Source organism: Blattabacterium cuenoti (assembly GCF_014252075.1).
In the GTDB taxonomy this organism is placed as follows: domain Bacteria; phylum Bacteroidota; class Bacteroidia; order Flavobacteriales; family Blattabacteriaceae; genus Blattabacterium; species Blattabacterium cuenoti_AC.
On record NZ_CP059209.1, the window covers coordinates 584,333 to 608,784 of the forward strand.

19 protein-coding genes and 1 tRNA gene are annotated in these 24,452 nt (G+C 26.0%); 13 read left to right on the forward strand and 7 right to left on the reverse strand.

Features of this window, described 5'->3' with window-relative positions; all coding sequences use genetic code 11:
* Position 1: 1 nt before the first annotated feature.
* Entirely contained in the window at positions 2-1,216 is a 1,215-nt protein-coding gene (locus H0H47_RS02870) for a 2-isopropylmalate synthase (RefSeq protein ID WP_185865975.1), read from the reverse strand.
* A 143-nt stretch (positions 1,217-1,359) separates the two neighbouring features.
* Between H0H47_RS02870 and H0H47_RS02875 the strand changes: the two genes are divergently transcribed.
* A complete protein-coding gene (locus H0H47_RS02875; protein WP_185865976.1) occupies positions 1,360-2,913 on the forward strand; it encodes a hypothetical protein in 1,554 nt (517 codons plus the stop codon).
* A gap of 389 nt (positions 2,914-3,302) precedes the next feature.
* The gene (gene tyrS, locus H0H47_RS02880; RefSeq protein ID WP_185865977.1) at positions 3,303-4,580 is read left to right on the forward strand and encodes a tyrosine--tRNA ligase; all 1,278 of its coding nucleotides are present in this window, start codon (positions 3,303-3,305) and stop codon (positions 4,578-4,580) included.
* Between the two features lie 2 nt (positions 4,581-4,582).
* On the opposite strand, the gene era is transcribed toward tyrS, so the two are convergent.
* Complete coding sequence (gene era, locus H0H47_RS02885) at positions 4,583-5,461, reverse strand: GTPase Era (RefSeq protein ID WP_185865978.1); 879 nt, start codon at positions 5,459-5,461, stop codon at positions 4,583-4,585.
* A gap of 5 nt (positions 5,462-5,466) precedes the next feature.
* On the reverse strand, positions 5,467-8,094 hold the full coding sequence (gene clpB, locus H0H47_RS02890; RefSeq protein WP_185865979.1) for an ATP-dependent chaperone ClpB: 2,628 nt from the start codon (positions 8,092-8,094) through the stop codon (positions 5,467-5,469).
* Between the two features lie 107 nt (positions 8,095-8,201).
* On the opposite strand from clpB, the gene prfB reads away from it, so the two are divergent.
* From prfB to menD, 6 genes are read left to right on the forward strand one after another with little or no spacing between them, the layout of a single operon-like run.
* Entirely contained in the window at positions 8,202-9,299 is a 1,098-nt protein-coding gene (gene prfB / locus H0H47_RS02895; protein ID WP_185865980.1) for a peptide chain release factor 2, read from the forward strand.
* Between the two features lie 13 nt (positions 9,300-9,312).
* Positions 9,313-10,704: a type III PLP-dependent enzyme domain-containing protein gene (locus H0H47_RS02900; protein ID WP_185865981.1), complete on the forward strand. Its 1,392-nt coding sequence runs from the start codon at positions 9,313-9,315 to the stop codon at positions 10,702-10,704.
* Positions 10,701-11,576, forward strand: a complete 876-nt coding sequence (gene speB / locus H0H47_RS02905) for an agmatinase (RefSeq protein ID WP_185865982.1) — start codon at positions 10,701-10,703, stop codon at positions 11,574-11,576. The genes H0H47_RS02900 and speB overlap by 4 nt, the downstream gene beginning before the upstream one ends.
* A gap of 1 nt (position 11,577) precedes the next feature.
* Positions 11,578-12,285, forward strand: coding sequence for a (d)CMP kinase (gene cmk, locus H0H47_RS02910; RefSeq protein ID WP_185865983.1), 708 nt, complete (start codon positions 11,578-11,580; stop codon positions 12,283-12,285).
* Complete coding sequence (gene fabG, locus H0H47_RS02915) at positions 12,282-13,016, forward strand: 3-oxoacyl-[acyl-carrier-protein] reductase (protein ID WP_185865984.1); 735 nt, start codon at positions 12,282-12,284, stop codon at positions 13,014-13,016. The genes cmk and fabG overlap by 4 nt, the downstream gene beginning before the upstream one ends.
* A 9-nt stretch (positions 13,017-13,025) precedes the next feature.
* Positions 13,026-14,711 carry a 2-succinyl-5-enolpyruvyl-6-hydroxy-3-cyclohexene-1-carboxylic-acid synthase gene (menD, locus tag H0H47_RS02920; RefSeq protein ID WP_185865985.1) on the forward strand — a complete coding sequence of 562 codons (1,686 nt, stop codon included), beginning with the start codon at positions 13,026-13,028 and terminating at the stop codon, positions 14,709-14,711.
* Here menD and H0H47_RS02925 read toward each other — a convergent pair.
* The 3 genes from H0H47_RS02925 to H0H47_RS02935 are packed head-to-tail and all read right to left on the reverse strand — an operon-like array spanning position 14,703 to position 18,850.
* On the reverse strand, positions 14,703-15,284 hold the full coding sequence (locus tag H0H47_RS02925) for a SanA/YdcF family protein (protein WP_317168683.1): 582 nt from the start codon (positions 15,282-15,284) through the stop codon (positions 14,703-14,705). The two genes, menD and H0H47_RS02925, sit on opposite strands and share 9 nt — an antisense overlap.
* Positions 15,285-15,309: 25 nt before the next feature.
* Positions 15,310-18,594 carry a preprotein translocase subunit SecA gene (gene secA, locus H0H47_RS02930; protein ID WP_185865986.1) on the reverse strand — a complete coding sequence of 1,095 codons (3,285 nt, stop codon included), beginning with the start codon at positions 18,592-18,594 and terminating at the stop codon, positions 15,310-15,312.
* Between the two features lie 22 nt (positions 18,595-18,616).
* A complete protein-coding gene (locus H0H47_RS02935; RefSeq protein ID WP_012821710.1) occupies positions 18,617-18,850 on the reverse strand; it encodes a DUF2795 domain-containing protein in 234 nt (77 codons plus the stop codon).
* A gap of 77 nt (positions 18,851-18,927) precedes the next feature.
* Here H0H47_RS02935 and fmt point away from each other — a divergent pair, with 77 nt between their 5' ends.
* Both fmt and H0H47_RS02945 read left to right on the forward strand, forming a co-directional pair.
* Positions 18,928-19,944: a methionyl-tRNA formyltransferase gene (gene fmt, locus H0H47_RS02940; protein WP_394366924.1), complete on the forward strand. Its 1,017-nt coding sequence runs from the start codon at positions 18,928-18,930 to the stop codon at positions 19,942-19,944.
* A gap of 115 nt (positions 19,945-20,059) precedes the next feature.
* The gene (locus tag H0H47_RS02945) at positions 20,060-20,326 is read left to right on the forward strand and encodes an HU family DNA-binding protein (RefSeq protein WP_012840599.1); all 267 of its coding nucleotides are present in this window, start codon (positions 20,060-20,062) and stop codon (positions 20,324-20,326) included.
* A gap of 48 nt (positions 20,327-20,374) precedes the next feature.
* Here H0H47_RS02945 and pdxH read toward each other — a convergent pair whose 3' ends face one another.
* On the reverse strand, positions 20,375-21,028 hold the full coding sequence (gene pdxH / locus H0H47_RS02950) for a pyridoxamine 5'-phosphate oxidase (protein ID WP_185865987.1): 654 nt from the start codon (positions 21,026-21,028) through the stop codon (positions 20,375-20,377).
* A gap of 78 nt (positions 21,029-21,106) precedes the next feature.
* Between pdxH and H0H47_RS02955 the strand changes: the two genes are divergently transcribed.
* From H0H47_RS02955 to pheT, 3 genes are all read left to right on the forward strand, one after another.
* Positions 21,107-21,180 (forward strand) — tRNA-Met (locus H0H47_RS02955).
* Positions 21,181-21,214: 34 nt separating this feature from the next.
* Entirely contained in the window at positions 21,215-22,375 is a 1,161-nt protein-coding gene (dnaN, locus tag H0H47_RS02960) for a DNA polymerase III subunit beta (protein ID WP_185865988.1), read from the forward strand.
* A complete protein-coding gene (gene pheT / locus H0H47_RS02965; protein ID WP_185865989.1) occupies positions 22,372-24,450 on the forward strand; it encodes a phenylalanine--tRNA ligase subunit beta in 2,079 nt (692 codons plus the stop codon). The genes dnaN and pheT overlap by 4 nt, the downstream gene beginning before the upstream one ends.
* Positions 24,451-24,452 lie beyond the last annotated feature (2 nt).

Below are 24,452 nucleotides of genomic sequence, written 5' to 3' on the forward strand. Positions count from 1 at the left end.
TTTACAAAACATTTATTCTTCTGTTAGCATTATTAGTAGAATGCAATATTTTATTATTTGCATTTAAATTAGCTTTTTTCAATATCGTTCTTAATTCCATATCAGTAATTTCTTTCTTTTCATCTGCATATTTTAAAAAAATAGAATAAACCAAATCTAAAGAATTTTTACTCAAAAAATGACCCAATTTTTTATAACGATAAGACAAAGCGGCTCTACCACTTCTAGCTGTTAGAATAATTGAAGATTGATCTATTCCAACATCTTCTGGATTAATACTTTCATAAGTTTCCCTCTTTTTTATTACTCCATCTTGATGAATTCCTGATGAATGAGAAAAAGCATTAATTCCTACAATAGCCTTATTAGCTTGAACTCTCATTCCTGTACATTCAGATACTAGATGACTTGTGGAATAAATAAGTTTTGTATTTATATTAGTAAATAAATTCAAATGAGAATTTTGTTTCATAATCATAACTATTTCTTCCAAAGAAGTGTTCCCAGCTCTTTCTCCAATCCCATTAATAGTACATTCCACTTGTTCTGCTCCATTCATTATTCCAGATAAAGAATTAGCCGTAGCTAGTCCCAAATCATTATGACAATGAGTAGATAACTTAATTTTATGAATCCCTTTAACATTCTCTTTTAAAAATCGTATTTTATTTCCATATTCTTTCGGAAGACAATACCCTGTAGTATCAGGGATATTAATAACCGTAGCTCCATATTTTATCACATTTTCACATATTTTTGCCAAAAATTCATTTTCTGTACGCCCCGCATCTTCCGCATAAAATTCAACATCTTCTACAAAACTCTTTGCATATTTTACTGCAAGAATAGCTCTTTCTATAATTTTATCCGGAGTGCTATTGAATTTATAACGTATATGACAATTTGAGGTTCCTATTCCCGTATGAATCCTTGGTCTTTTCGCATGTTGTAACGCTTGTCCTGCTATCTCTATATCTTTTTCTACTGCTCTAGATAATGCACAAACTACAGTTTTTGAAACTGATCTACAGATTTCTTGAACAGATTGATAGTCTCCTGGACTAGAAGTAGGAAATCCTGCTTCAATAACATCCACTCCTAAAGATTCTAATCTTTTAGCTATTTTTATTTTTTCTTTAGTATTTAATTTGCATCCAGGAACCTGTTCTCCATCTCGCAAAGTTGTATCAAAAATTTGTATTCTTTTCTTTTCCATACCATTGGATTATTTGATAATCTCAAAACTATTTTTTCCAAGAAAGAAATAGAAATGAATTATTTTAATACTTACAATGTTCAATTAATAAAATTATTCTATATTTTTCTATTTATCAAACTAAATATTATTATAAAATTACAATGTCTAACTACAATAAATCAGATAATCTTCTTTTATTGATTCAAACTTTGTCAAAATCAGAAAAAAGAAATTTCAAACTTTATGCTAGTCGCATAAAAAAGAATAAATGTGCCAAGTTTATGAAACTTTTTGAAATCATGAGCAAAATAAATTCTTATGATGAAAAAAAAATATTAAAATCACCTATAAGCAAAGTGCAACTATCCAATGTAAAAGCTAATTTATATAAGAAAATTTTGATTAGTCTTAAGTTACAACACACTGAAGAAAATTATGATATACAAATACGTGAATATTTAGATTTTTCTAAAATATTGTATAACAAAGGTTTATATATACAAAGTTTAAAATTATTAGGAAAAGCAAAAATTATTGCTAAATGTTATGAATATAACACAATTCTTTTAGAACTAGTAGAGTTTGAAAAAATGATAGAGTCTCAACATATAACTAGAAGTCTTTATTCTAGATCCGGAGAATTATCAGCAGAATCTAAAGAATTAATTGAAAAAATACAATGTAATAATGCTTTATCTAGCCTTTCTTTGGAATTATATGGTTTATATTTAAAAGTAGGATATGTCAGAAATGAAAAAGACAAAATATTTATAGAAACATATTTTCGTACAAATCTTCCAAAATTTGATATTGAAAAACTTAGTTTTTACGAAAAATTGTTTCTATATCAGGCTCAAGTTTGGTATCATTACATACGACAAGATTTTATTATGTGCTATAGATCATCTTATAAATGGGTAGAATTGTTTCAAAATCATACAAAAGAAAAGAAAATAGCTCCTGTCAATTACTTAAAAGGATATCATTACTTATTAGATACTTTATTTTATTTGAATCATTACTCAAAGTTTACTAATGTATTAAAGCAATTTGAAAAAGAAGTCAAAAATGGAGAAATACTTATAAATGGAAATACCAGAATATTAATTTTTATGTATACATATACTAATCGTATTAACAAACATTATATGGAAGGTAGTTTTTCAGAAGGAGTGAAAAAAGTCATTCCATCATTATTTATGGATTTCAAAAAAATTCATAATCGTTTAGATTCTCATTATATTATGGTTCTTTATTACAAAATTGCTTGTTTATATTTCGGAAGTGGAGATCATGAAAAAACCATTCTATATTTGTCAAAAATTATGGAAAATAAGAAAAAAAATTTACGACAAGATTTACAATGTTTTGCCAGACTCCTACATTTAATTGCTTGTTACGAAAGTGGATTAGATGAAAATATGGATCAAAAGATTCAGTCTGCATACAAATTTTTTATTCAAATGGACGATTGGTATATTGTGCAAAAAAAGATTATTCATTTTTTTAAAAATTTGGGAAATGTATATCCACATCAAATCAAAGGTCAGTTTAAAAAATTAAGAGATAAATTAATTAAATATTATGATCATCCTTATGAAAAGAGAACTTTCCTATATCTAGATATTATTTCTTGGCTAAATTCTAAAATAGAGAATAAACCAGTAGAAGTCATTATAAAAGAAAAGTTTCTAAAAAATAACCCTCAAAAATAAATTCTTTTTACATCAATAGAAAAAAAATTCTAAAAAATAGAATCATAAAATATGAAAAAGTGAAATTTGCAAAAGCTGTTAATAAATTAGAAAAATCATCATATTCAATCATTAAGAATACAAAAATAAAAACACAAAAAAATAACTTAATTGTACCACATAGTAGATAAACACATACAGTTAATTTGGTTTTTTTTATACTTGCAAGTAAACAAATAAAAAACAAAAAACTACTGAAAGGCAACAAAAAGATATATATTCTTAATATGAAAAAAAAATCCATTCTGAAAAAAACGGCATTAAAAATGACGTGCATTAAACTAAAAAATAAAGTGAAAGAATTATATCCTATAATCTTTTTTCTCATTAAATAATATCACTTTTAATACATGCAACAAAATATCATTGACGAACTATCATGGAGAGGTTTAATAAAAGATAAAGTTTCTGGTATAGAAAATCAATTAAAAAAACCTACCACAATATATACAGGTTTTGACCCGACATCTGATTCTCTTCACTTAGGAAGTTTGCTTCCTATTATTATTCTCATTCATTTTCAAAAAATGGGACATAAATCCTTAGCATTGATTGGGGGAGCTACAGGTTTTATAGGAGATCCTTCTGGGAGAAAAGATAACAGGATTTTTCTTAGTCAAGAAATTTTACAAAAAAATACAGAATTCATAAAAAATCAAGTTATAAAACTTATGAAGTTCCATTCAGAAAAAATAGAATTATTAAATAATTTAGATTGGATTCAAAATGTTTCTTTTTTGGAATTTATTCGTGAAATTGGAAAATATTTTACTGTAAATTATATGATATCTAAAGATTCTGTGAAGAAAAGAATTAATAATGAAAAAAACGGAATTTCCTTTACTGAATTTTCTTATTCTCTGATACAAGGATACGATTTTTTATATTTAAATCAAATGAAAAATTGTTTATTACAAATAGGTGGATCTGATCAATGGGGAAATATAACAACAGGGATAGAACTGATCAAAAAAAAAACAGGAAAAAAAGCATATGGATTTACTTTTCCTTTAATAACAAAACCGAATGGGATTAAATTTGGAAAAAGTGAAAAAGGAGAAAATATATGGTTGGATAAAAATAAAACTTCTCCATATAAATTTTATCAGTTTTGGATCAATATATCGGATTTTGAAATTGAAAAATACATAAGAATATATACTTTTTTTTCTAAAGAAAAAATTGATGAATTAATTATTCAACATAGAAAAAATCCAAATAAAAGATTTTTACAAAAGAAATTAGCTCATGAAATTACGAAATGGGTTCATGGAAAAGAAATTTCCGAAAAAATCATAAAAATCACACATATATTATTCAATAAAAAAAATAAAATTTTACAATTATTAAATGAGGAAACTTTCATTTCCATATACAATCAAATTCCACATATGCTTCTATCTTGTGAAGAATTTGAAAAAGGAATTTTTTTATTAGATATTTTAAAAAAAAGTGGATTTTTTTATTCTAAAAGTGAGGCTAGTCGTGCTCTAAAATCAAATTCAATTTATTTAAATAAAATTCTAATAAAAGAAAATATTTTGCTCCAAAAAAAGAATATTATAGGAAAAAAGTACATTTTACTCCAATTTGGAAAAAAAGAATTTTTCATCATAAAAATTGAATAAATTCAGTATCCAAAAAATTTTAATTTTTTGTAATCATGCCTCCAATTTGGACAAACTTTCACATTAAGCTTTAATTTGATCTTTTTTTTCAAGAAAGACTCTATGCTTTTTACAGAAAAGAATTTCAATTTTTTAAGAGTCTCTCCTCTCTTTCCAATTAAAATTCCTTTTTGAGAATTACGTTCTACATATACACAAGATAATATATCTATGAAAGTTTTTTCTTTTTTAAAAAGGACTGTATTTATTTCTACTGAGTAGGGTATTTCTTTTTTGTATAGAAAAAATATTTTTTCTCTAATTATTTCATTTACAAAAAAACGTTTAGATCTATTACTTAAAAATTCTTTGGGATAATAAGGAGGGTGTTCAGATAATAAAGTTATAATTTTATTCATCAAAAGATCTTGATTGGTTTTTTTTAATGCAGATATTGGTAATATTTCTGAATTAGGAAATAATTTATGCCAATAATCAATTGCATGATATAATATATTTTCTTTGAATTTTATTCCTATTTTATCAATTTTATTAATCAATATAATAATGGGAGCCTTTTTTTTAATTTCATTGAATATTGGAAAGTATTCTAGTTTTCCTATTTCTGTTATTAACAAAATAATATCTGCATCTTCCAATGATTTTTCCACATATTGCATCATAATTTTTTGCATAGGGTAAACAGGGTGAATTATTCCTGGAGTATCAGAAAATATGATCTGAAAATTCGATTCATTAATAATTCCCAATATTCTATGACGAGTAGTTTGTGGTTTATATGTTATAATGGAAAGTCTTTCTCCTACTAAAGAATTCATCAAGGTAGACTTTCCTGTATTAGGAAATCCTATAATATTAACAAAACCAGATTTATAAATCACTATTATTATTGAATATTAACATTTTCTAATTTTTCTGATTGACGAAAGACAATTCCTTGTTCTTTAAAAAAATCGATCAATATTTTATGATTTTTCTGTATTTTTTCTCCAATAATTTCTTTGGAAAGATTATTTAAAATTTCATTTTGAATTACTCTTTTTAAAGGTCTAGCTCCAAAATGAGGATCGTATCCTTTTTCCGATAAATATTCTATAGCTTCATGAGTAGATTCTATATGAACATTTTTCTTATTTAAAAGTAAATCACTTAATTTTTTCATTTGCAATTTGACAATACTTCTAATTTCTTTTCTAGAAAGAGGTTGAAACAAAATAATTTCATCAATACGATTAATAAATTCAGGTCTTACAATATTTTTTAATAAATCTATTAAAGCTTTTTTTGTAGCTTCCATTCTATTAGAAGATATTTCTTGATCTAAATTTTCCTGAATAATATCTGATCCTATATTGGAAGTCATAATAATAATAGTATTTGTGAAATTAACTGTTCTTCCTTTATTATCTGTCAATCTTCCATCATCCAAAACTTGCAAAAGAATATTAAAAACATCTGAATGTGCTTTTTCTATTTCGTCTAGTAAAATAACACTATAAGGACGTCTTCGTATAGATTCTGTTAATTGTCCACTTTCATCATAACCTATATATCCAGGAGGAGCTCCTATAAGCCTGCTGACAGAATGACGTTCTTGATATTCGCTCATGTCTATACGAACCATATTGTTTTCATCATCAAACAGATATTCTGCCAATGTTTTAGCTAGTTCTGTTTTTCCTACTCCAGTGCTTCCCATAAAAAGAAAAGATCCTATAGGTCTTTTTTCATCTTGTAATCCAGCTCTAGAACGTCGTATTGCATCTGCTACAGATTGAATAGCATCATTTTGTCCGATCACTCTTCTGTGTAATTCTTTTTCTAGAAACAATAATTTTTCTCTTTCAGTTTGCAACATTTTAGTAACGGGAATCCCAGTCCATTTGGATACTACTTGTGCTATATCTTCTTTATATACTTCTTCTTGTATCATTTTTTTTCCATTATCTTCCTGTTTTTTTAATTTCTCTTTAAATGCTTTTACTTTATTTTCCTCTTCTTTTATTTTTCCATATCTTAATTCTGCCACTTTACCATAATCTCCTGATCTTTCAGCTTGTTCTGCTTCAAATTTAAAATTTTCTATTTTATCCTTAGATTTTTGTATTCCTTCAACTAAATCTTTTTCACTTTGCCATTGAGCTTGTAATTGCATTTTTTTTTCATTTAATTTGGACAATTTATCTTTTAAAGGAATCAACTGTTTTTCATCATTTTCTCTTTTCAAAGCTTCCATTTGTATTTCCATATGCATTATTTTTCTTTGTAATACATCTAATTCTTCTGGTTTTGAATTAATTTCCATTCTTAACTTTGAAGCAGCTTCGTCGATAAGATCTATAGCTTTATCAGGTAAAAAACGTTCATTAATATAACGTTTTGACAACTCTACAGCTGCTATAATAGACTCATCTTTAATTCTTACTTTATGATGACTCTCATATTTTTCTTTAATACCACGCAAAATGGATACAGCGTCAGTAACAGAAGGTTCATCAACGTATACTTGTTGAAACCTTCTTTCTAAAGCTTTATCTACTCTAAAATATTTTTGATATTCATTTAAAGTTGTAGCACCTATAGCCCTCAGTTCTCCTCTTGCTAATGCTGGTTTTAAAATATTTGCAGCATCCATAGAACCTTCTCCTCCTCCTGCGCCAACCAAGGTATGGATCTCATCAATAAACAAAATAATTTCTCCATCTGAAGATGTGACTTCTTTGACGACAGCTTTAAGACGTTCTTCAAATTCTCCTTTGTATTTTGCTCCTGCAATTAAAGATGCCATATCTAAAGAAAAAACTTGTTTATTTCTTAAATTTTCCGGAATATCTCCACTAATAATACGATGTGCTAATCCTTCAGCAATAGCTGTCTTTCCTACTCCTGGTTCACCAATTAAAATTGGATTATTTTTTGTTCTTCTAGATAATATTTGCAAAACTCTACGTATTTCTTCATCACGTCCAATAACGGGATCTAATTTTCCTTTGTTAGCCCATTCGTTAAGATTTTTTGCATATTTGCCCAAAGCATTGTAGCTGTTTTCAGCTGTAGTAGAAATCACATTTCCGCTTTTTTTTCTAATATTTTCAATTATATCTTTAATTTTTTTATCCGTGATTTTCTGATTTTTAAGTATTTGAGAAACATTATCTGAACTCATAAAAATTCCGTAGAAAATATGTTCTACAGAAATGAATTCATCTTTTAATGTTTTAGCATAATCTTCCGCTATACTTAACATTTTTGTTACATGTGAACTCAAATGTTGAGTAAAAGATCCACTTATTATTTTTGGATAAGAAGAAATAATACGGTCTAATCCTGTTATTATTGACTGACGGTTGACTTTTAATTTATTTAAGATAAAAGGTATTATATTTTCCTCTATTTTTAAAATAGATTTCAAAATATGTGCATTTTCAATAGACTGTTGATGGTTCTTTAGTGCAATGTGTTGTGCTTCCTGTATTACTTCTTGAGATTTTATAGTAAACTTATTAGAATTCATATGAAAATGAAATTTTTTGTTCCAATTAGGTTTGATTCTATTCTGAATTGTAATATAAAAAAAATTTATGATCAGCATAGTTTTTGAAAAATATTTATTTTCGTACTATGATAAAAAAAGAAGAGGTTCAATCTATTTCAGAAAGAATTCATAAAATTCATGATATTCTAAAAATTGATAAAATCAAAGCGTCTCTTGAGAAAGAACAAAAAAAAAATACAAATTCTAGTTTTTGGAAGAATTATAAAAAAGACAAAAATTCCATAAGATATATACATAATTTGAAAAAATGCATCAATGATTTCATGGAATTAAAAAACGCTTTAGAAGAATTAGAGATTATATTTTCTCTTTCTAAAGAAGAAAATTTAGAAAAAGAATTTGAAATACAATTGTATAAAACTAAAAAATTGCTTTCAAATATAGAATTGAAGAATCTTCTATCAGAAAAAGAAGATTCATTCAACGCTATTTTGCAAATTTCTTCTGGAGCAGGAGGAACTGAAAGTTGTGATTGGACTTCCATGTTAATGAGAATGTATTTTATGTGGGCTGAGAAACACAATTATTTCGTTAAGAAAATCAATTCCATATCTGGAGACATTACTGGAATCAAGTCTGTTACTTTAGAAATCGATGGAATTTATGCTTTTGGATATTTGAAAGGAGAAAATGGAGTCCATAGATTAATACGTCTATCACCATTTGATAGCAATTCGAGACGTCATACTTCTTTTTCTTCTGTTTATGTTTATCCTATGATAGATGACAATATAGATATAGAGATTAAAATTCCTGATCTCCAATGGGAAACTTTTCGTTCTAGTGGAGCAGGAGGACAAAATGTAAATAAAGTAGAAACAGGAGTTAGGTTACGTCATCATCCAACAGGAATTACGATAGTAAATACAGAATCTCGTTCTCAAATGCAAAACAGACAAAAAGCTTTACAACTTTTAAAATCTAGATTATTTGAAATAGAAATGATTAAAAGAAACGAAAAAAAAGATCAAATAGAATCTGAAAAAAAAAAGATAGAATGGGGGTCTCAAATTCGTAATTATATTATGCATCCTTACAAACTAGTAAAAGATTTAAGAACAGGTTATGAAACTACACAAATTCAATCCGTAATGAATGGTGAAATAGACGTTTTCTTAAAAAAATTTTTGATGTATAAAAAAAACAAAGAAAATCAAATTTAACTATTTTATTCAAATGAAAATTCGTTATGCTGATCTTATAGATCAAACTTTTGATTTTCCCACTGAGGAGTTTTCTATTAAAAATAATCTACTAGAATTTCATGGAATTCCATTAATGGATCTGATCCAAAAATATGGAACTCCGTTAAAATTTACATATTTACCAATAATATCTCAAAACATAAAAAAAGCTAGAATATGGTTTGAAAAAGCTATTCGTTCTAATCAATATAACAATAAATATACTTATTGTTATTGCACAAAAAGTTCTCATTTTTCTTTTATATTAGAAGAAGCTTTGAAAAATAATATAAGCATTGAAACTTCATATGCTTATGATATAGAAATTGTAAAAAATCTTTATCAAAAAGGAAAAACTAATAAAAAAATTGAGGTAATATGCAATGGATTTAAAACAAAAAATTACATTGAAAATATATCAGAATTGATAAATAACGGTTTTTATAACACAATTCCTATATTAGATAATTCAGATGAATTAGAAAAACTAAATTTAGTTATCAATAATCCTTTTAAATTGGGTATACGTATAGCTTCTGAAGAAGAACCAAAATTTGAGTTTTATACTTCTCGATTAGGAATAGGATATAAAGACATTATTATTTTTTATTTAAACAAAATAAAAAACAATCCTAAAGTGGAACTAAAAATGTTACATTTTTTCATTAATACAGGAATAAAAGATACTGCTTATTATTGGAATGAACTTTTTAAATGTTTGCATATTTATGCTAGTTTGAAAAAAATAGCACCAGAATTAGAGATCCTGAATATAGGAGGTGGTTTTCCAATTAAAACATCGATGTCTTTCAATTATGATTATGAATATATGGTTAATGAAATTGTTTATCAAATAAAAAAATTTTGTCAAGAAGAGAATGTTTCAGAGCCACATATATATACGGAATTTGGTGCTTATACAGTAGGAGAAAGTGGAGGTATTTTATATAAAATACTTAATCAAAAACGTCAAAATGATAGAGAAAAATGGAATATGATAGATAGTTCTTTTATGACTACACTTCCTGATACTTGGGCGATCAGTCGAAGATTTATTATGATGGCTATTAATCGTTGGAATGATTGTTACGAAAGAGTTTTTTTGGGAGGATTAACATGTGATAGTGATGATTATTATAACTCAGAACAACATATGAACGCTATATATCTTCCTTGTTTTCGTGAAAAAACTCCACTTTATATCGGTTTTTTTAATACTGGCGCTTATCAAGATACAATTAGTGGATATGGAGGAGTCCATCATTGTTTAATTCCACAACCTGTTCATGTATTGATAAATCATGACGAAAAAAATAATTTGGTATATAGAATATTTCGTCAATCACAGAGACCTGAGGAAATATTAAAAATATTAGGTTATTGAAAATTTTATATGAAAAAAAAACTTTTGCAGGAATATCTAAAAAATATGCTACAATTGAAAAATCTAAAACGGTATTAATTCCTGTTCCATATGATTCCACTCAAACATGGAAAAAAGGTTCTAAAAAAGGTCCTGAAGCTTTTTTAGATGCATCTGAACATATAGAATTATATGATATTGAAACTAATTCAGAAGTATATAGAAAAGGGATTTTTATTGCACCTCCTGTTGCAAATAATTCAACATCTTCTAAAAAAATGGTTCAAAAAGTATACAATGTGACAAAAAAATACCTTTTTAAAGAAAAATTTGTAACTCTTATAGGAGGAGATCATTCTATATCAATAGGAAGCATTAGAGCTTTTGGAGAAAAATATCCAAAATTAAGTATTCTTCATATGGATGCTCACATAGATTTACGTCCTACATACAAAGGAAATCCGTATAATCATGCTTGTTCTATGCATGAAGCTTCTAAAAAATATACCTTAATACAAATAGGTATTCGTAGCATGGATATACTTGAAAAAAAATTTCTTCAAAAAGGAAACGTTTTTTATATGCATGAAATTTATCAAAACGATTTATGGATGCATAAATCCATTCAAAAATTGTCAAAATATGTATTTATTAGTATAGATATAGATGTTTTTGATCCAAGTATAGCCCCTTCTACTGGAACACCAGAACCAGGTGGATTAGATTGGTATACTACTTTAAAATTTTTCAAAAAAGTTTTTGAAAAAAAAGAAATCATAGGTTTTGATATTGTTGAACTTTTGCCTAATGAAAAAGAATCTTCTACAGATTTTTTAGCTGTCAAACTTTACTATAAATTACTATCATATAAATATGAACTAACTACATCATAATATGAATCGTAAGATTATTATAGCTATAGATGGATATTCTTCATCTGGAAAAAGTACTTTGGCAAAAGAAATTTCCAAAAGACTAAAATATAAATATATAGATACCGGAGCTATGTATAGAGGAATTACTTTATTAGCTATTAGAAAAAAAATTTTTAATAGCGACTTGTGGAATATACGAAATTTTATTCCTGTTCTAAGAGATATTAATTTTAAGTTTAGATGGAACAGAAAACTCAATGAAACAAATATTTTTTTAAATGAAGAAAATATACAATCTGAGATAAGGTCTTTAAACATTACAAAAAAAGTTAGTTTAATAGCTCAAATTCCTGAAATTCGTGAAAAATTAACTTTTATACAGAAAAATTTTGGAGAAAAAAAAGGAATTGTTATGGATGGAAGAGATATTGGACATTCTATTTTTCCCAAATCAGAATTAAAAATATTTATGAAAGGATCTATAGAGGTTCGTTCTTATAGAAGATATCAAGACCTCAAAAAAAAAGGAGAAAAAGTTTCTTATGAGGAAGTTCAAAAAAATATTATTCATAGAGATATTATGGATACTTCCAGAAAAATTTCTCCACTCAAAAAATCCATAGATTCTATAGAAATAGATAATACGTTTTTAAGCATAGAAGAACAATTAAATTTGATCTTTCAATTAATAAATAAAATCATAAAAAATAAACACATTATTGTATGAAATTATTAAATGGAAAAATAGCTATAGTAACAGGAGGTTCAGGAGATATAGGGAAGTCTATTGTAAAAACTTTTGCAAGACATGGAGCTAATGTTATTTTTACATTTTATTCCTCAATAAATGAAGCGAAAAAATTGGTTTTAGAACTCAAAGATTCGGTAGAAGCATATCAAATTGATCTTTCAGATTTAAATTCTTCAGAAAATTTAGTTGAAAAAGTCATAAAAAAATACGGAAAAATAGATATATTAGTAAATAATGCTGGCGTGGTCAAAGATAATTTTTTACTTAAAATATCGAAAGAAGATTGGGATTTCGTGATAAAAACCAACCTTTATTCTGTTTTCAATTTAACTAAATATACCATTTATCCTATGATGAAACAAAAAAAAGGAAGTATTATTAATATGAGTTCTGTTATAGGATTAACAGGAAATATTGGACAATCCAATTATGCAGCATCTAAAGCAGGAATTATTGGATTTACCAAATCAATAGCTAGAGAATTAGGAAAAAAAAATATTCGTTGTAATGCTATAGCCCCTGGATATATTGCTACAAAAATGAATTCTCATTTTCAATATAAAATAAAAGAAAATTGGATAAATAATATTCCATTAAAAAGGCCAGGTTCTCCTCAAGAGATAGCTAATTGCACTTTATTTCTTGCTTCAGATTTATCTAGTTATATTACTGGTTCTGTATTAAATGTAAATGGAGGATTAATTTAAATTATCTTAATGTATTCAAACAAAAAAGTGGTACAAAGTTTAGGTGAGATTTTAAAAAAAAAATCCATATTCAATATCGTCATATCTCCAGGATCTAGAAATGCTCCTATTATTATCCATTTTACACAAAATAAAGATTTTCAATCTTATAGCATTGTAGATGAACGTTGTGCAGGTTTTTTTGCTTTAGGAATAGCACAACAAATCAGAAAACCTGTAGTCATTAGTTGTACTTCTGGATCTGCTGTTGTCAACTATTATCCTGCAGTAACAGAAGCTTTTTATCAGAAAATTCCACTTATTTTAGTAACTGCAGATCGTCCAAAAGAAATTATAGATATTTTTGAAGGACAATCAATTCATCAGGAAAATATTTTTCAAAAACATGTAGAAACATCTGTTCAACTAACAGAAGATGAATCTCAATCAGGAATATGGTACAATGAAAAATTAATTAATGAATCCATAAACAAATGCATTTTAAAAAATAAACCTATACATATTAATATTCCTTTTTCAGATCCACTTTATAAAACAACAAATCAATTACAAGTAAAACCTAAAATCATAAAAAGTATACCTGTAAAAAATTGTTTTCTTGAAACATCCAAATCTTATAAAAGAGAACAATCTATGTGGAAAAAATATAAAAGAAAAATGATTTTATTAGGACTACATTATCCAGAGAAAAATATGGAAAAGATTTTGAGAGAATTAAGCCTAGATCCATCTATTATTATTTTGACAGAAACAACATCTCATGTATCCGGAAAATTATTCTTCTCAAATATAGATCTACTTATTTTTAATATGACTGTTAAAGAGTGGATCAGTTTAAAACCTCATATTCTATTAACTATTGGAATAAATATTATATCCAAAAAAATAAAGTTTTTTTTGAGAAAATACCCTCCAATATATCATTGGCATATAGGAGAAAATTATGAAAATTACCCAGATACTTATTATAAATTAACTACTTATTGGCCTATAACTTCAGAATCATTTTTTAAAATTTTTAAAAATTATAATCTATCTGCTTCAGATTATAGATATAAATGGGAAAAATTAAAAAAAAAAAGAATCAAAAAACATAAATTTTTTTTTAAAAAAGAAAAAAGTTTTTCTGATTTAAAAGTTTTATTTTTTGTATTTAAATCCATTCCTAATAATTCAATTCTACAATTAGGAAATAGTATGATAATTAGATATTATGAACTTTTTAATCAAAAAAAATGTTCTATTCAATCTTATTGTAATCGTGGAACATCAGGAATAGATGGGTGTGTTTCAACAGCTATAGGTTCTTCCGTAAGCAGCAAAAAAGTAGTCACATTAATCATTGGAGACATAAGTTTTTTTTATGATAGTAATGCTTTATGGAATAATTATGTTCCAAAAAATTTTCGTATTATACTCATCAATAATGGAGGTGGAAACATTTTTAGATTTATTTCAAAAACCAAATTCCCTGAAAAAATTTTCAATTTTTTTGAAACAAAACATATTTTTTCTGCAGAAAAAATATGCGAAATGTATAGTTGGAAATACGAAAAGGTGTCTAATCAACACACTATGAAAAATAGTTTGTCTTCTTTTTGGAAAAAATCAGAAAGACCTTGTCTTCTAGAGATAGATACTCATAAATACAAAAATGCAGAAATTTTGAAAAAATACTTATCTTATCTATCCTGATTTTTTTAAAATCAAAAAAATATCCCATAAGGCTTTAATTCTAGCAAAAAATTCTCTAATTTGTATTTTACTGTCAAAAGAAAGACTTTGAGCGTTAAACCCAATAACATCTAATCCTAAACAATTTCCAATAAAAATAGCTCTTTCATTGTGAAACTTTTGAGATATAATTGTAAACCTTTTTTGATTAAAAATTTTATAAACTCTTAAAACAGAATGCAAAGTATTAATTCCATGAAAATCTTCATATATAAAATAAGAAGGGATCCCTTTTCTTATTAATTCCTTCTTCATCATTTTTGGTTCATTGTAATTTTTTTCTCTATTATCTCCACTTACAATGATATAACGTATTTTTTTATGATAAAAAAGATAAAATGCAGCATCAATTCTATACTTAAAATAAGCATTTACTCCTCCTCCATGTAAATATTTAGAAGTGCCTAAAACTACACCAAATGTATTATATGGGACATAATCTATACAATCATAACTTTTTCTTGTTGACCATAAACTTATTCCAAGATAACAAGAAAGAAAAAATAAAATTATGAAAAAAAATATACGTTTTATTTTTGATTAATACAATCGTATTGTTCTAAAAAGAATCATCCTCTATAACCCATTCGCCCTGTTCTAAAAGAAACTCGGCTTGTTTAAATTTAATATTCTTCGTTTCTCCTGTAATTAAATGACGAATGTTAATTCTATTATTTCTACCCAATTTTTTTCCACTTTTACTTTTCATTAAAAAATCCATTTTTATATTATTTTTTGGAATACATAAAATATCACCTCTCATTATGGTAGATTTAAGCAAAAAAGAAACAATTTTTTTATTGATATCATAAACTCTTTCTTGAAATAAATTAAAAGCATTTTGTTTATAAACGATCAGAGGATCTTTTTGTTCAAAAACTGCATTTTGTACAGAATATCGCAAACTATCCATATCACGTAAATGTTCCTTCCATTTTTCATCCATAAAACATAATATAGTCTTTTTTTCAAATATTGATAATAAAGATCGTCCTTGGGTATTATAAAAGACCTTCAAATCTGATACAGAAACTACATTTTGCAGTCCATCAGTGAAAATAACTTGTATTTGATAATCTTCCTGATTTTTTACAATAATATTAGATATAATTGGAATGATATCTATATCAATCATTTTTTTCTTTTTTTTATCATAAAAATTGATAATGATATCATGAAGTTGATTCACACAATCACGTTCTTTATAAGATAAAAACTCTCTCTCATGAAACGGAAATTTCATATCAAAAATTTGAAGAAATTCATATTCCAAATTTTTAAAATCGTTTAGAGATTTATTGACCGAGATCATCACATCTAATAAAACATAAACCATATTAGAAATATCTAAACTCAATTCGTTACCACATAATGCATTCTTTCGCTTTTTATAAATAAATTCTCTTTGTTTATTAATTACATCATCATAGTCCAACAAACGTTTTCGCATGCTAAAATTATTATCTTCTATTTTTTTTTGTGCTTTTTCAATAGATTTTGTTAACAAAGGATGTTGTATAATATCCCCTTCTTTATGACCAAATCTATCCATAAGTTTTGAAAGTCTTTCTGAATCAATAAATAAACGAATTAGATTATCTTCTAATGAAACATAAAATTGAGAACTTCCTGGATCTCCCTGACGTCCAGATCTACCTCTTAATTGATTGTCAACTCTTCTAGAATCATGCCTTTCTGTACCTAAAACTGCTAATCCTCCATTTTTTATGACCTCTTTTGAAAGTTTAATATCTGTCCCTCTACCTGCCATATTAGTCGCTATAGTAACAGATCCAGATAATCCTGCTTTTGCTACAATATCTGCTTCTTTTTCATGCAATTTTGCATTTAAAACATTATGCGGTATTTTCCTGAATTTTAAAGCCCTACTTAAAAATTCTGAAACCTCAACAGAGGTTGTTCCAACAAGAACTGGACGTTTTTCATGTCTAGACAAATGAATAATTTTTTCTATGATTGCATTATATTTTTCTCGTTTTGTTTTGAAAACAAGATCCTGCAAATCTTTTCTTTGTACAATCCTGTGTGTAGGGATAACGACCACATCCAGTTTGTAAATATGCCAAAATTCTCCGGATTCCGTTTCCGCTGTCCCCGTCATTCCAGATATTTTTCTATACATTCTAAAATAATTTTGCAAAGTAATTGTCGCAAAAGTTTGACTGGAAGATTCTATCTGTACATTTTCTTTCGCTTCTATAGCTTGATGCAAGCCATCTGAATAACGTCTTCCTTCCATAATACGACCAGTTTGTTCATCTACTATTTTTATTTTACCACCCAAAACAACATAATCCACATCTTTCTCAAACAAAGTAAAAGCTTTAAGAAGCTGATTGATAGTATGTATTCTTTGCGATTTAATAGAAAAATTTTTCAAAAGTTTTTCTTTTTCCTTGATTTCTTTTTCTTTAGGAAGTTTATTTTTTTCTAAATCAGCAAGTTCCATATTCACATCTGGCAATACAAAAAAACTTGCATCTTCCACATTTCCAGATAAAAACTCAATTCCTTTATCTGTTAATTCTACTGTGTTATTTTTTTCATCAATCACAAAATAAAGATCTTTGTCTACTTTATACATTTCTCTTCCATAATCTTGTAAATACTGATTTTCAGTTTTTTGTAAAATCAAACGTATATTATCTTCACTCAAAAATTTAATTAAGGACTTTTTCTTTGGTAATCCACGATGAGCCTGAAATAATTTTAATCCTCCTAATTTTTTATTTCCATTTTTTATCAAATTTTTTGTTTCCTGCAAAAAACTATTAACTATTATATTTTGTTTATTAACAAGGTCTTCGACTTTTCCTTTAAATAATTCAAACTCCTCTTTATTATCTTTTTTAGGGTCTACAGGTCCAGATATAATCAAAGGAGTACGTGCTTCATCTATCAATACAGAATCAATTTCATCTATAATGGCATAATTTAATTCTCTTTGAACTAATTCTTCTTGAGAAGAAGCCATATTATCTCTCAGATAATCAAATCCAAACTCATTATTTGTTCCATAAGTAATATCTGCTTGATATGCTATCTTACGTTTTTGTACATCAGAAGATGAATAATTATCAATACAATCAACCTTTAATCCATGAAACTCCATTAAAGGGGCCATCCATCCCGTATCTCTTCTAGATAAATAATTATTAACTGTGACAATATGCACTCCTCTTCCAGATAAAGCATTTAAATAAGCAGCTAAAGTAGCTACAAAAGTCTTTCCTTCTCCTGTTGCCATTTCAGCTATTTTTCCTTGATGTAATACGACCCCTCCCATTAATTGAACATCGTAATGGACCATATCCCAAACTATTGATTTTCCATATGCATCCCACTTATTTTTCCAAATAGATTCATTTTCATCCAAAAATACATAAGACTTTTTTTCGGATAATTTTTGGTCGAAAGAGGTCGTTTTTACTACAAGTTTCTCATTTTTTTTTAAACGTTTGGCCGTTTCTTTAATTAAAGCAAAGGCTTGAGGTAAAATATTCATCAATTCTTTTTGTTCTATACTATAACGTTTTTCTCTAATTTCTTCTATACTAAAGTATATTTTTTGCAAAACGCTAATAGAACAAAATTTTTCTTGTATTTTTTTTAACAAATTTTTTTCCTCTTCATCAAATTTTTTTATAGACTCTTTTATAATTTTCTTAAAATTATAAGTTTTATTTCTCAATTCATCATCAGACAATAAAGAGATCTTTTTTTCCTCTTCTTTGATTTGAACCAAAAATTTTCTAACCTCTTTAAGGTCCCTTTCACTTTTGTTAACTAATAATTTATTTAATATTTTTCTGATAAAACTCATTCTAAGTCAAAAAATAAATAATTTAAAGTTCATATTCATCTCTATTCCAATAAAAATCTTCATCGTCACGTGGATAATCGGCCCATATATCTTCTATAGATTCAAAAACCTCTCCTTCTCCATTTTCTAATTGTTGAAGGTTTTCAACCACTTCCAAAGGGGCTCCAGTACGAATAGCAAAATCAATCAATTCTTCCTTTGTTGCAGGCCAAGGGGCATCTTCTAAATGAGAAGCTAATTCTAAAGTCCAATACATATATTGATATTTTCTATATTTAATATTAAAAAAAATCAAAAAAATGATATTTTTATATATTTGATTTTCAAAAATCAATGAACTTTTTCATAAAATTACAAGATAAAATTAGTGAATTTAAATTACAAATAAATTACATGAAAAAGTTTCCAAAAATTGTATTCATAGGGTCAACAAATTTTTCACTTTTCTCTTTAAAAGAATTATACATGAAACAATATAATATAGTAGGGGTAATTACAAGTCCTGATAATCCCATTCATAAAAATGAAAAATATTTTTCTCCTGTAAAAAAATATGCATTGGAAAATAATATTCCTTTTTTACAACCTGGAAATCTTCTTGATGATACCTTTTTAAAAAATCTGAAAGCATGGAATGCAGATATACAAATTGTTGTTTCTTTCAAAATTTTACCTAAAAAAGTGTGGGATTTACCTAAAATGGGTTCTTTTAATTTACATGCATCTCTTCTTCCACAATATAGGGGGGCTGCTCCTATCAATTGGGTCATTATTAATGGAGAAAATAAAACTGGATTAACAACTTTTTTCATAGAAGAAAAAATAGACTCTGGAAAAATTCTTTTCCAAAAAGAAATAGAAATAGGAAAAGAGGAGACTGCAGGAGAATTAGAATATAAACTCAAAAAAATGAGTGGATCTATGATTATAAAAACTTTAGAAAAAATTATGAAAAAACAAATAAAACCTATTGATCAAAAAAATATAAATTCTTTAAAGTATGCTCCAAAAATATCTACTAAAAATTGTAGAATACAATGGGACGATCCTTCTATTGAATCCATTTATAATAAAATAAGAGGATTAAGCCCTCATCCTGCTGCATGGACTTTATTATTTTTTCATAAAAAGAAATTTGTGAGATTCAAAATTTTTGTCGTAAAAAAAATACTCAAAAAACATTCTATTCCTATTGGATTAATATTCAATATATCATCATCTGAAATGCGAATATCCGTTAAAGAAGGTTTTATATCTATTATTGAAGGACAAATAGAAGGAAAAAAAAGAATGAATATAAAAAACTTAATTAATGGAATAAAAATAAGAAAAAATCTTTTTGTTCGGTAAAACAATATTTTTATTAGGTTGTATCTATTTATCCTTTATAAATATTTTATATTTGCTATCGTTAATTATAAGATTGTTTTATAGTTAATTAAAATTAAATTAATTATACAAATTCATGAACAAAACGGAATTGGTTAATTCAATAGCTGAAAAAACTGGAATAACAAAAATAAAAGCTAAAAATGTTACAGATGCATTTATTGAAACAGTAATTGAATCATTAAAAAAAGGAGATAAGGTAACCCTCGTAGGATTCGGAACCTTTTCTGTTGTAGAAAGACATCCTAGAAACGGAGTAAATCCTAGAACAGGAAAAAAAATACACATTCCAGGAAAAAAAGTGGCTAAATTCAAAATAGGAGCAGAATTAACAAAATTGTAAATTTCTTAGAAGATAAAGTTTGTTTTCTCTATACAAACTTTATCTTATTTATGGAGACAATCTATACAAAATCCATTTTTTTTCTTTTTCTAGACTGTAAACTAATCTGTCATGAAGTCTATTGGGTTGCCCCTGCCAAAATTCCATATTATAAGGTTTTATAATATATCCACCCCAATAAAAAGGACGTTTTATAATTTTTTTATCAAAAAAATTATTCCATTTATTATATTGTTTTAATAAATATTCTTTGGATGAAATGGTCGTACTTTGTTTAGACGCCCAACATCCTATTTGATTTTTTTTAGGTCTTTTTTGAAAATATTCATCCGATTTTTCTTTTTTTATTTTAGATGTTATTCCTTTAATAAGAATTTGTCTTTCTGTATTTTTCCAATAAAAAGAAATACATACTTTAGGTATGTTTTGAATGGATCTTCCTTTAAAACTATAATAATTTGTATAAAAAACAAATCCTTTTTCAGAATATTCTTTAAGCAAAACAATTCTAGTTTCTGGACCACCGTCTTTTCCTATAGTGGAAATAGACATAGCGTTAATTTCCTCATTATTTTTTTTATGGAAAAGCTTTTCTTGTTGAAACCAATTATGAAACAATTGAAAAGGGTCCTTTGGAATTTCAGATTCTAATAAAGAATTTTTATGATAATTTTTTCTATAATTACTTAAATCAAAAGTCATAATTTTTTTTTAAAAGGTATAAAACAAAAATATACTAACTTTATTATGGTGTTATGTGTTTTTTAAAAAAAAATATCAGGCGTGATAGCTCAGTTGGTCAGAGCGTTGGATTCATAACCCAGAGGTCGGGGGTTCAAATCCCCCTCACGCTATTTATATTCAGATATTAGTTAAAACACAAAAAATATGTATTTCTTTGTTTCTAGTCATTTTCTATTACAAAAATTACATACTTTATATAAAATTGTAAATTCTGAAAATTCAAGTTCAAGATATTTGATTTTTGAAATCATAGAAAATCAATTGAAAATTATTGCTTTCAGTGATTCAGAAAATATAATTAACACTTCTATCAAGGTTTATGCAAAAAAATATACAAAAGAAAAAGTAGTCGTATCTACTAAATTTATGATAGATATTTTAACCACATTTCCGAATGAAACTCTTCTTTTTAAGAAAAAAAAAAATGCACTGAATATTTTTTCTGAACAAGGATCTTATAAAATACCTATCTTTTTTCATGAGGAATCAATTGATTTTTTTCAGAAAAAAAGATCCATATTGAGATCATCTACTATGAAAATAACTTTATTTTCAAATCTTCTTTCAAAGATATTAAATCAAACGTTATTCGCTGTTGGAGATAAAAAATTTCAAACAATCCTGAATGGAGTTTTTTTTAAATTTTCTCCTTATGAAGCAAATTTTGTAGCAACAGATACTTTTCGTCTCGTGAAATATACTATCAAAAATTTGAAATTTGATAAATCTATTGAATTTACTATTCCAAAAAAATCTCTTGATATAATTAGAAAAATTTTAAAAGAGGAAAAAAAGAGCAATGTCATCATTGAATACAACAATGAGATTGATATAGTCTTTCATTTTCAAAATCATATTTTTTCATGTAGATTAATCAATGAAAAATATCCAGATTACAATTCTGTTATTCCTAATAATAATCGTGACGTTTCTCTTGTTATCAATAGACTTTTATTATTAAATACCATCAGAAGAATTTCTATTTTTTCTAAAAATAGAAAGAATTTTATTCGATTTCACTTAAATCATAATAAATTGAAAATACGTGAACAAACCTCTGTTAATAATGATAATTTTGAATCTGAAATTCAATGTAAACCGATTTTTGATGATTTAAAAAAAACAAAAAGTATAAAAATGGGTTTCAATTCTAAATTTTTAATTGAAATTTTATCTTCTTTAAATGAAAACTTTATTTGTTTCGAACTGTATCATTCAAATAAAATAGGTATTTTAAAACCTTTTTCTAATGAAGAGAGTAAAAAAGAAGAATCCATTTCTATATTGATTATGTCTACAATATGAAAATATCATTCAATTGGTTAAAAAAATATATATCTATTGATATTAATGCAGAAACAGTATCTGGTATTTTAACTGATATTGGGTTACCAGTAAAAAGTATAAAAAAAATATTCAATGAGGATGAAATAGAAGACTCTATTTTAGATGTGGAAATAACCCCCAATCGTACGGATGCTATGAGCCATTATGGAATAGCGCGTGATTTGTATGCCTTTTTAAAATTACGTAAAGACACAGTCTATTTATCCAAACCTATAATCATAAATGATGATGTATATCATCATAATAAATATCACGTTCAAGTTTTTATACAAGAAAATAAAAAATGTATCAGATATTCCGGAATGTCAATTTATGGAATAAGAATAGAACCTTCTCCCTATTGGTTAGTTTCTAGACTAGAATCTATAGGGATAAAATCTATCAACAATGTTATGGATGTTATAAATTTTGTGATGTATGAATTAGGGCAACCTATCCATGTTTTTGATATGGATCAAATAGAAGAAAAAAAAATTATCATAAAAAATGCGGAAAAAAATACATATTTTCAATCTTCAGATTGCATTAAACGAAAACTTGATGAAGAAGATCTAGTTATCTGTGATACAAAAAAGCCATTGTCTATTGCTGGAGTAATTAATAGTATTCAGTCTGATATTCATGTAGAAACTAAAAATATTTTTCTTGGAAGTGCTTGTTTTAGCCCTGTTATTATCCGTTTAATTGGAAGAAAACACTTAATAAAAACAGAATCACAATATCTTTTTGAAAGAGGGGTAGATCCGAATCAAACTGTATTTGCTTTACAAAGAACTGCCTTTATTATAAAAAGCATAACAAAAAGAAAAATATTTTTTCATATTATTGATGTTTATCCTAGTCCGATTTATCCTTCAACAATCAAACTCAGATATAATAAAATTAGAAATGTTCTAGGAAAAAAAATATCCAGAAATAAAATTAAAAAAATTTTATCATTATTGGAAATTGTAATTCATTCTGAAAATCACAAATGTTTATTTGTCTGTGTCCCCCTTTACAGAATAGATGTTAAAAGAGAAATTGATTTAATCGAAGAAATATTGCGTATCTATGGCATAAACAAAATTAAAATATCTGATCAAGTAAAAATATCTCCAATTCCTGACTTTTTTTACAAAACAGAACATAAAATACAAAAAAAGCTTTTCGAACAATTAATTTGTTATGGATTTCAGGAAATTATTTCTTCCACTATGAGATATGAAGATCAATATTCCACTTTACTAAATTCTTTTTTTAATAGAGAAAAAATTAGAATTATTAATCCAATTAATCAAAATTATAAATTTATGCGTTCCAGTTTATTATTTGGTATGATAGATTGTATAGAATATAATTCTAACAGAATCAATTATTATAATTCCAATATCAAATTTTTTGAAATAGGAAAAATATACTATAAGCAGAATGATAAATTTTTTGAAAAAACATATCTCGGAATTATTATATCACAAAAAATAGAAAAAAAATATGTTGGATTTCAGACTTTTTTTTATTTAAAAGGAATTATTGAACAAATTTTTCAAAAAAGCGGAATAAACAATTACAGTCAAATATTTTCTAAACATCCTTTATTAGAAAATAGTATTTCTATGTTATATAAAAACAAAAATCTAGTTGTACTAGGAAAATTTAAAAATAATTTTTTGAAAAAAAAAGAGATTTTTTATGCGGAAATTGATTGGGAATATTTAATTTCTATTATTCAAGAAAAAAAAATAATTTATGTTCCGTTTTCTAAATTTCCTACTTCAAGAAGAGATTTATCTTTATTAGTCGATAAAACTATTTCTTTTGAAAAAATCAATCAATTAATAAAGAAAGAAAAAAACCATGTGATTAAAAAAATTAAAATATATGATTTCTATGAAGGAGAAAATCTGCCAAAATCAAAAAGATCCTATACTGTAAGTTTCTTTTTTGAAAGTAAAAAAGAAACATTGACTGACAAAATTATTAGAAATTCCATGAAAAAAATTGAATTTTTCTTAAAAAAAGAATTGAAAGCTGAAATCAGAGAAAAAAAATAGAA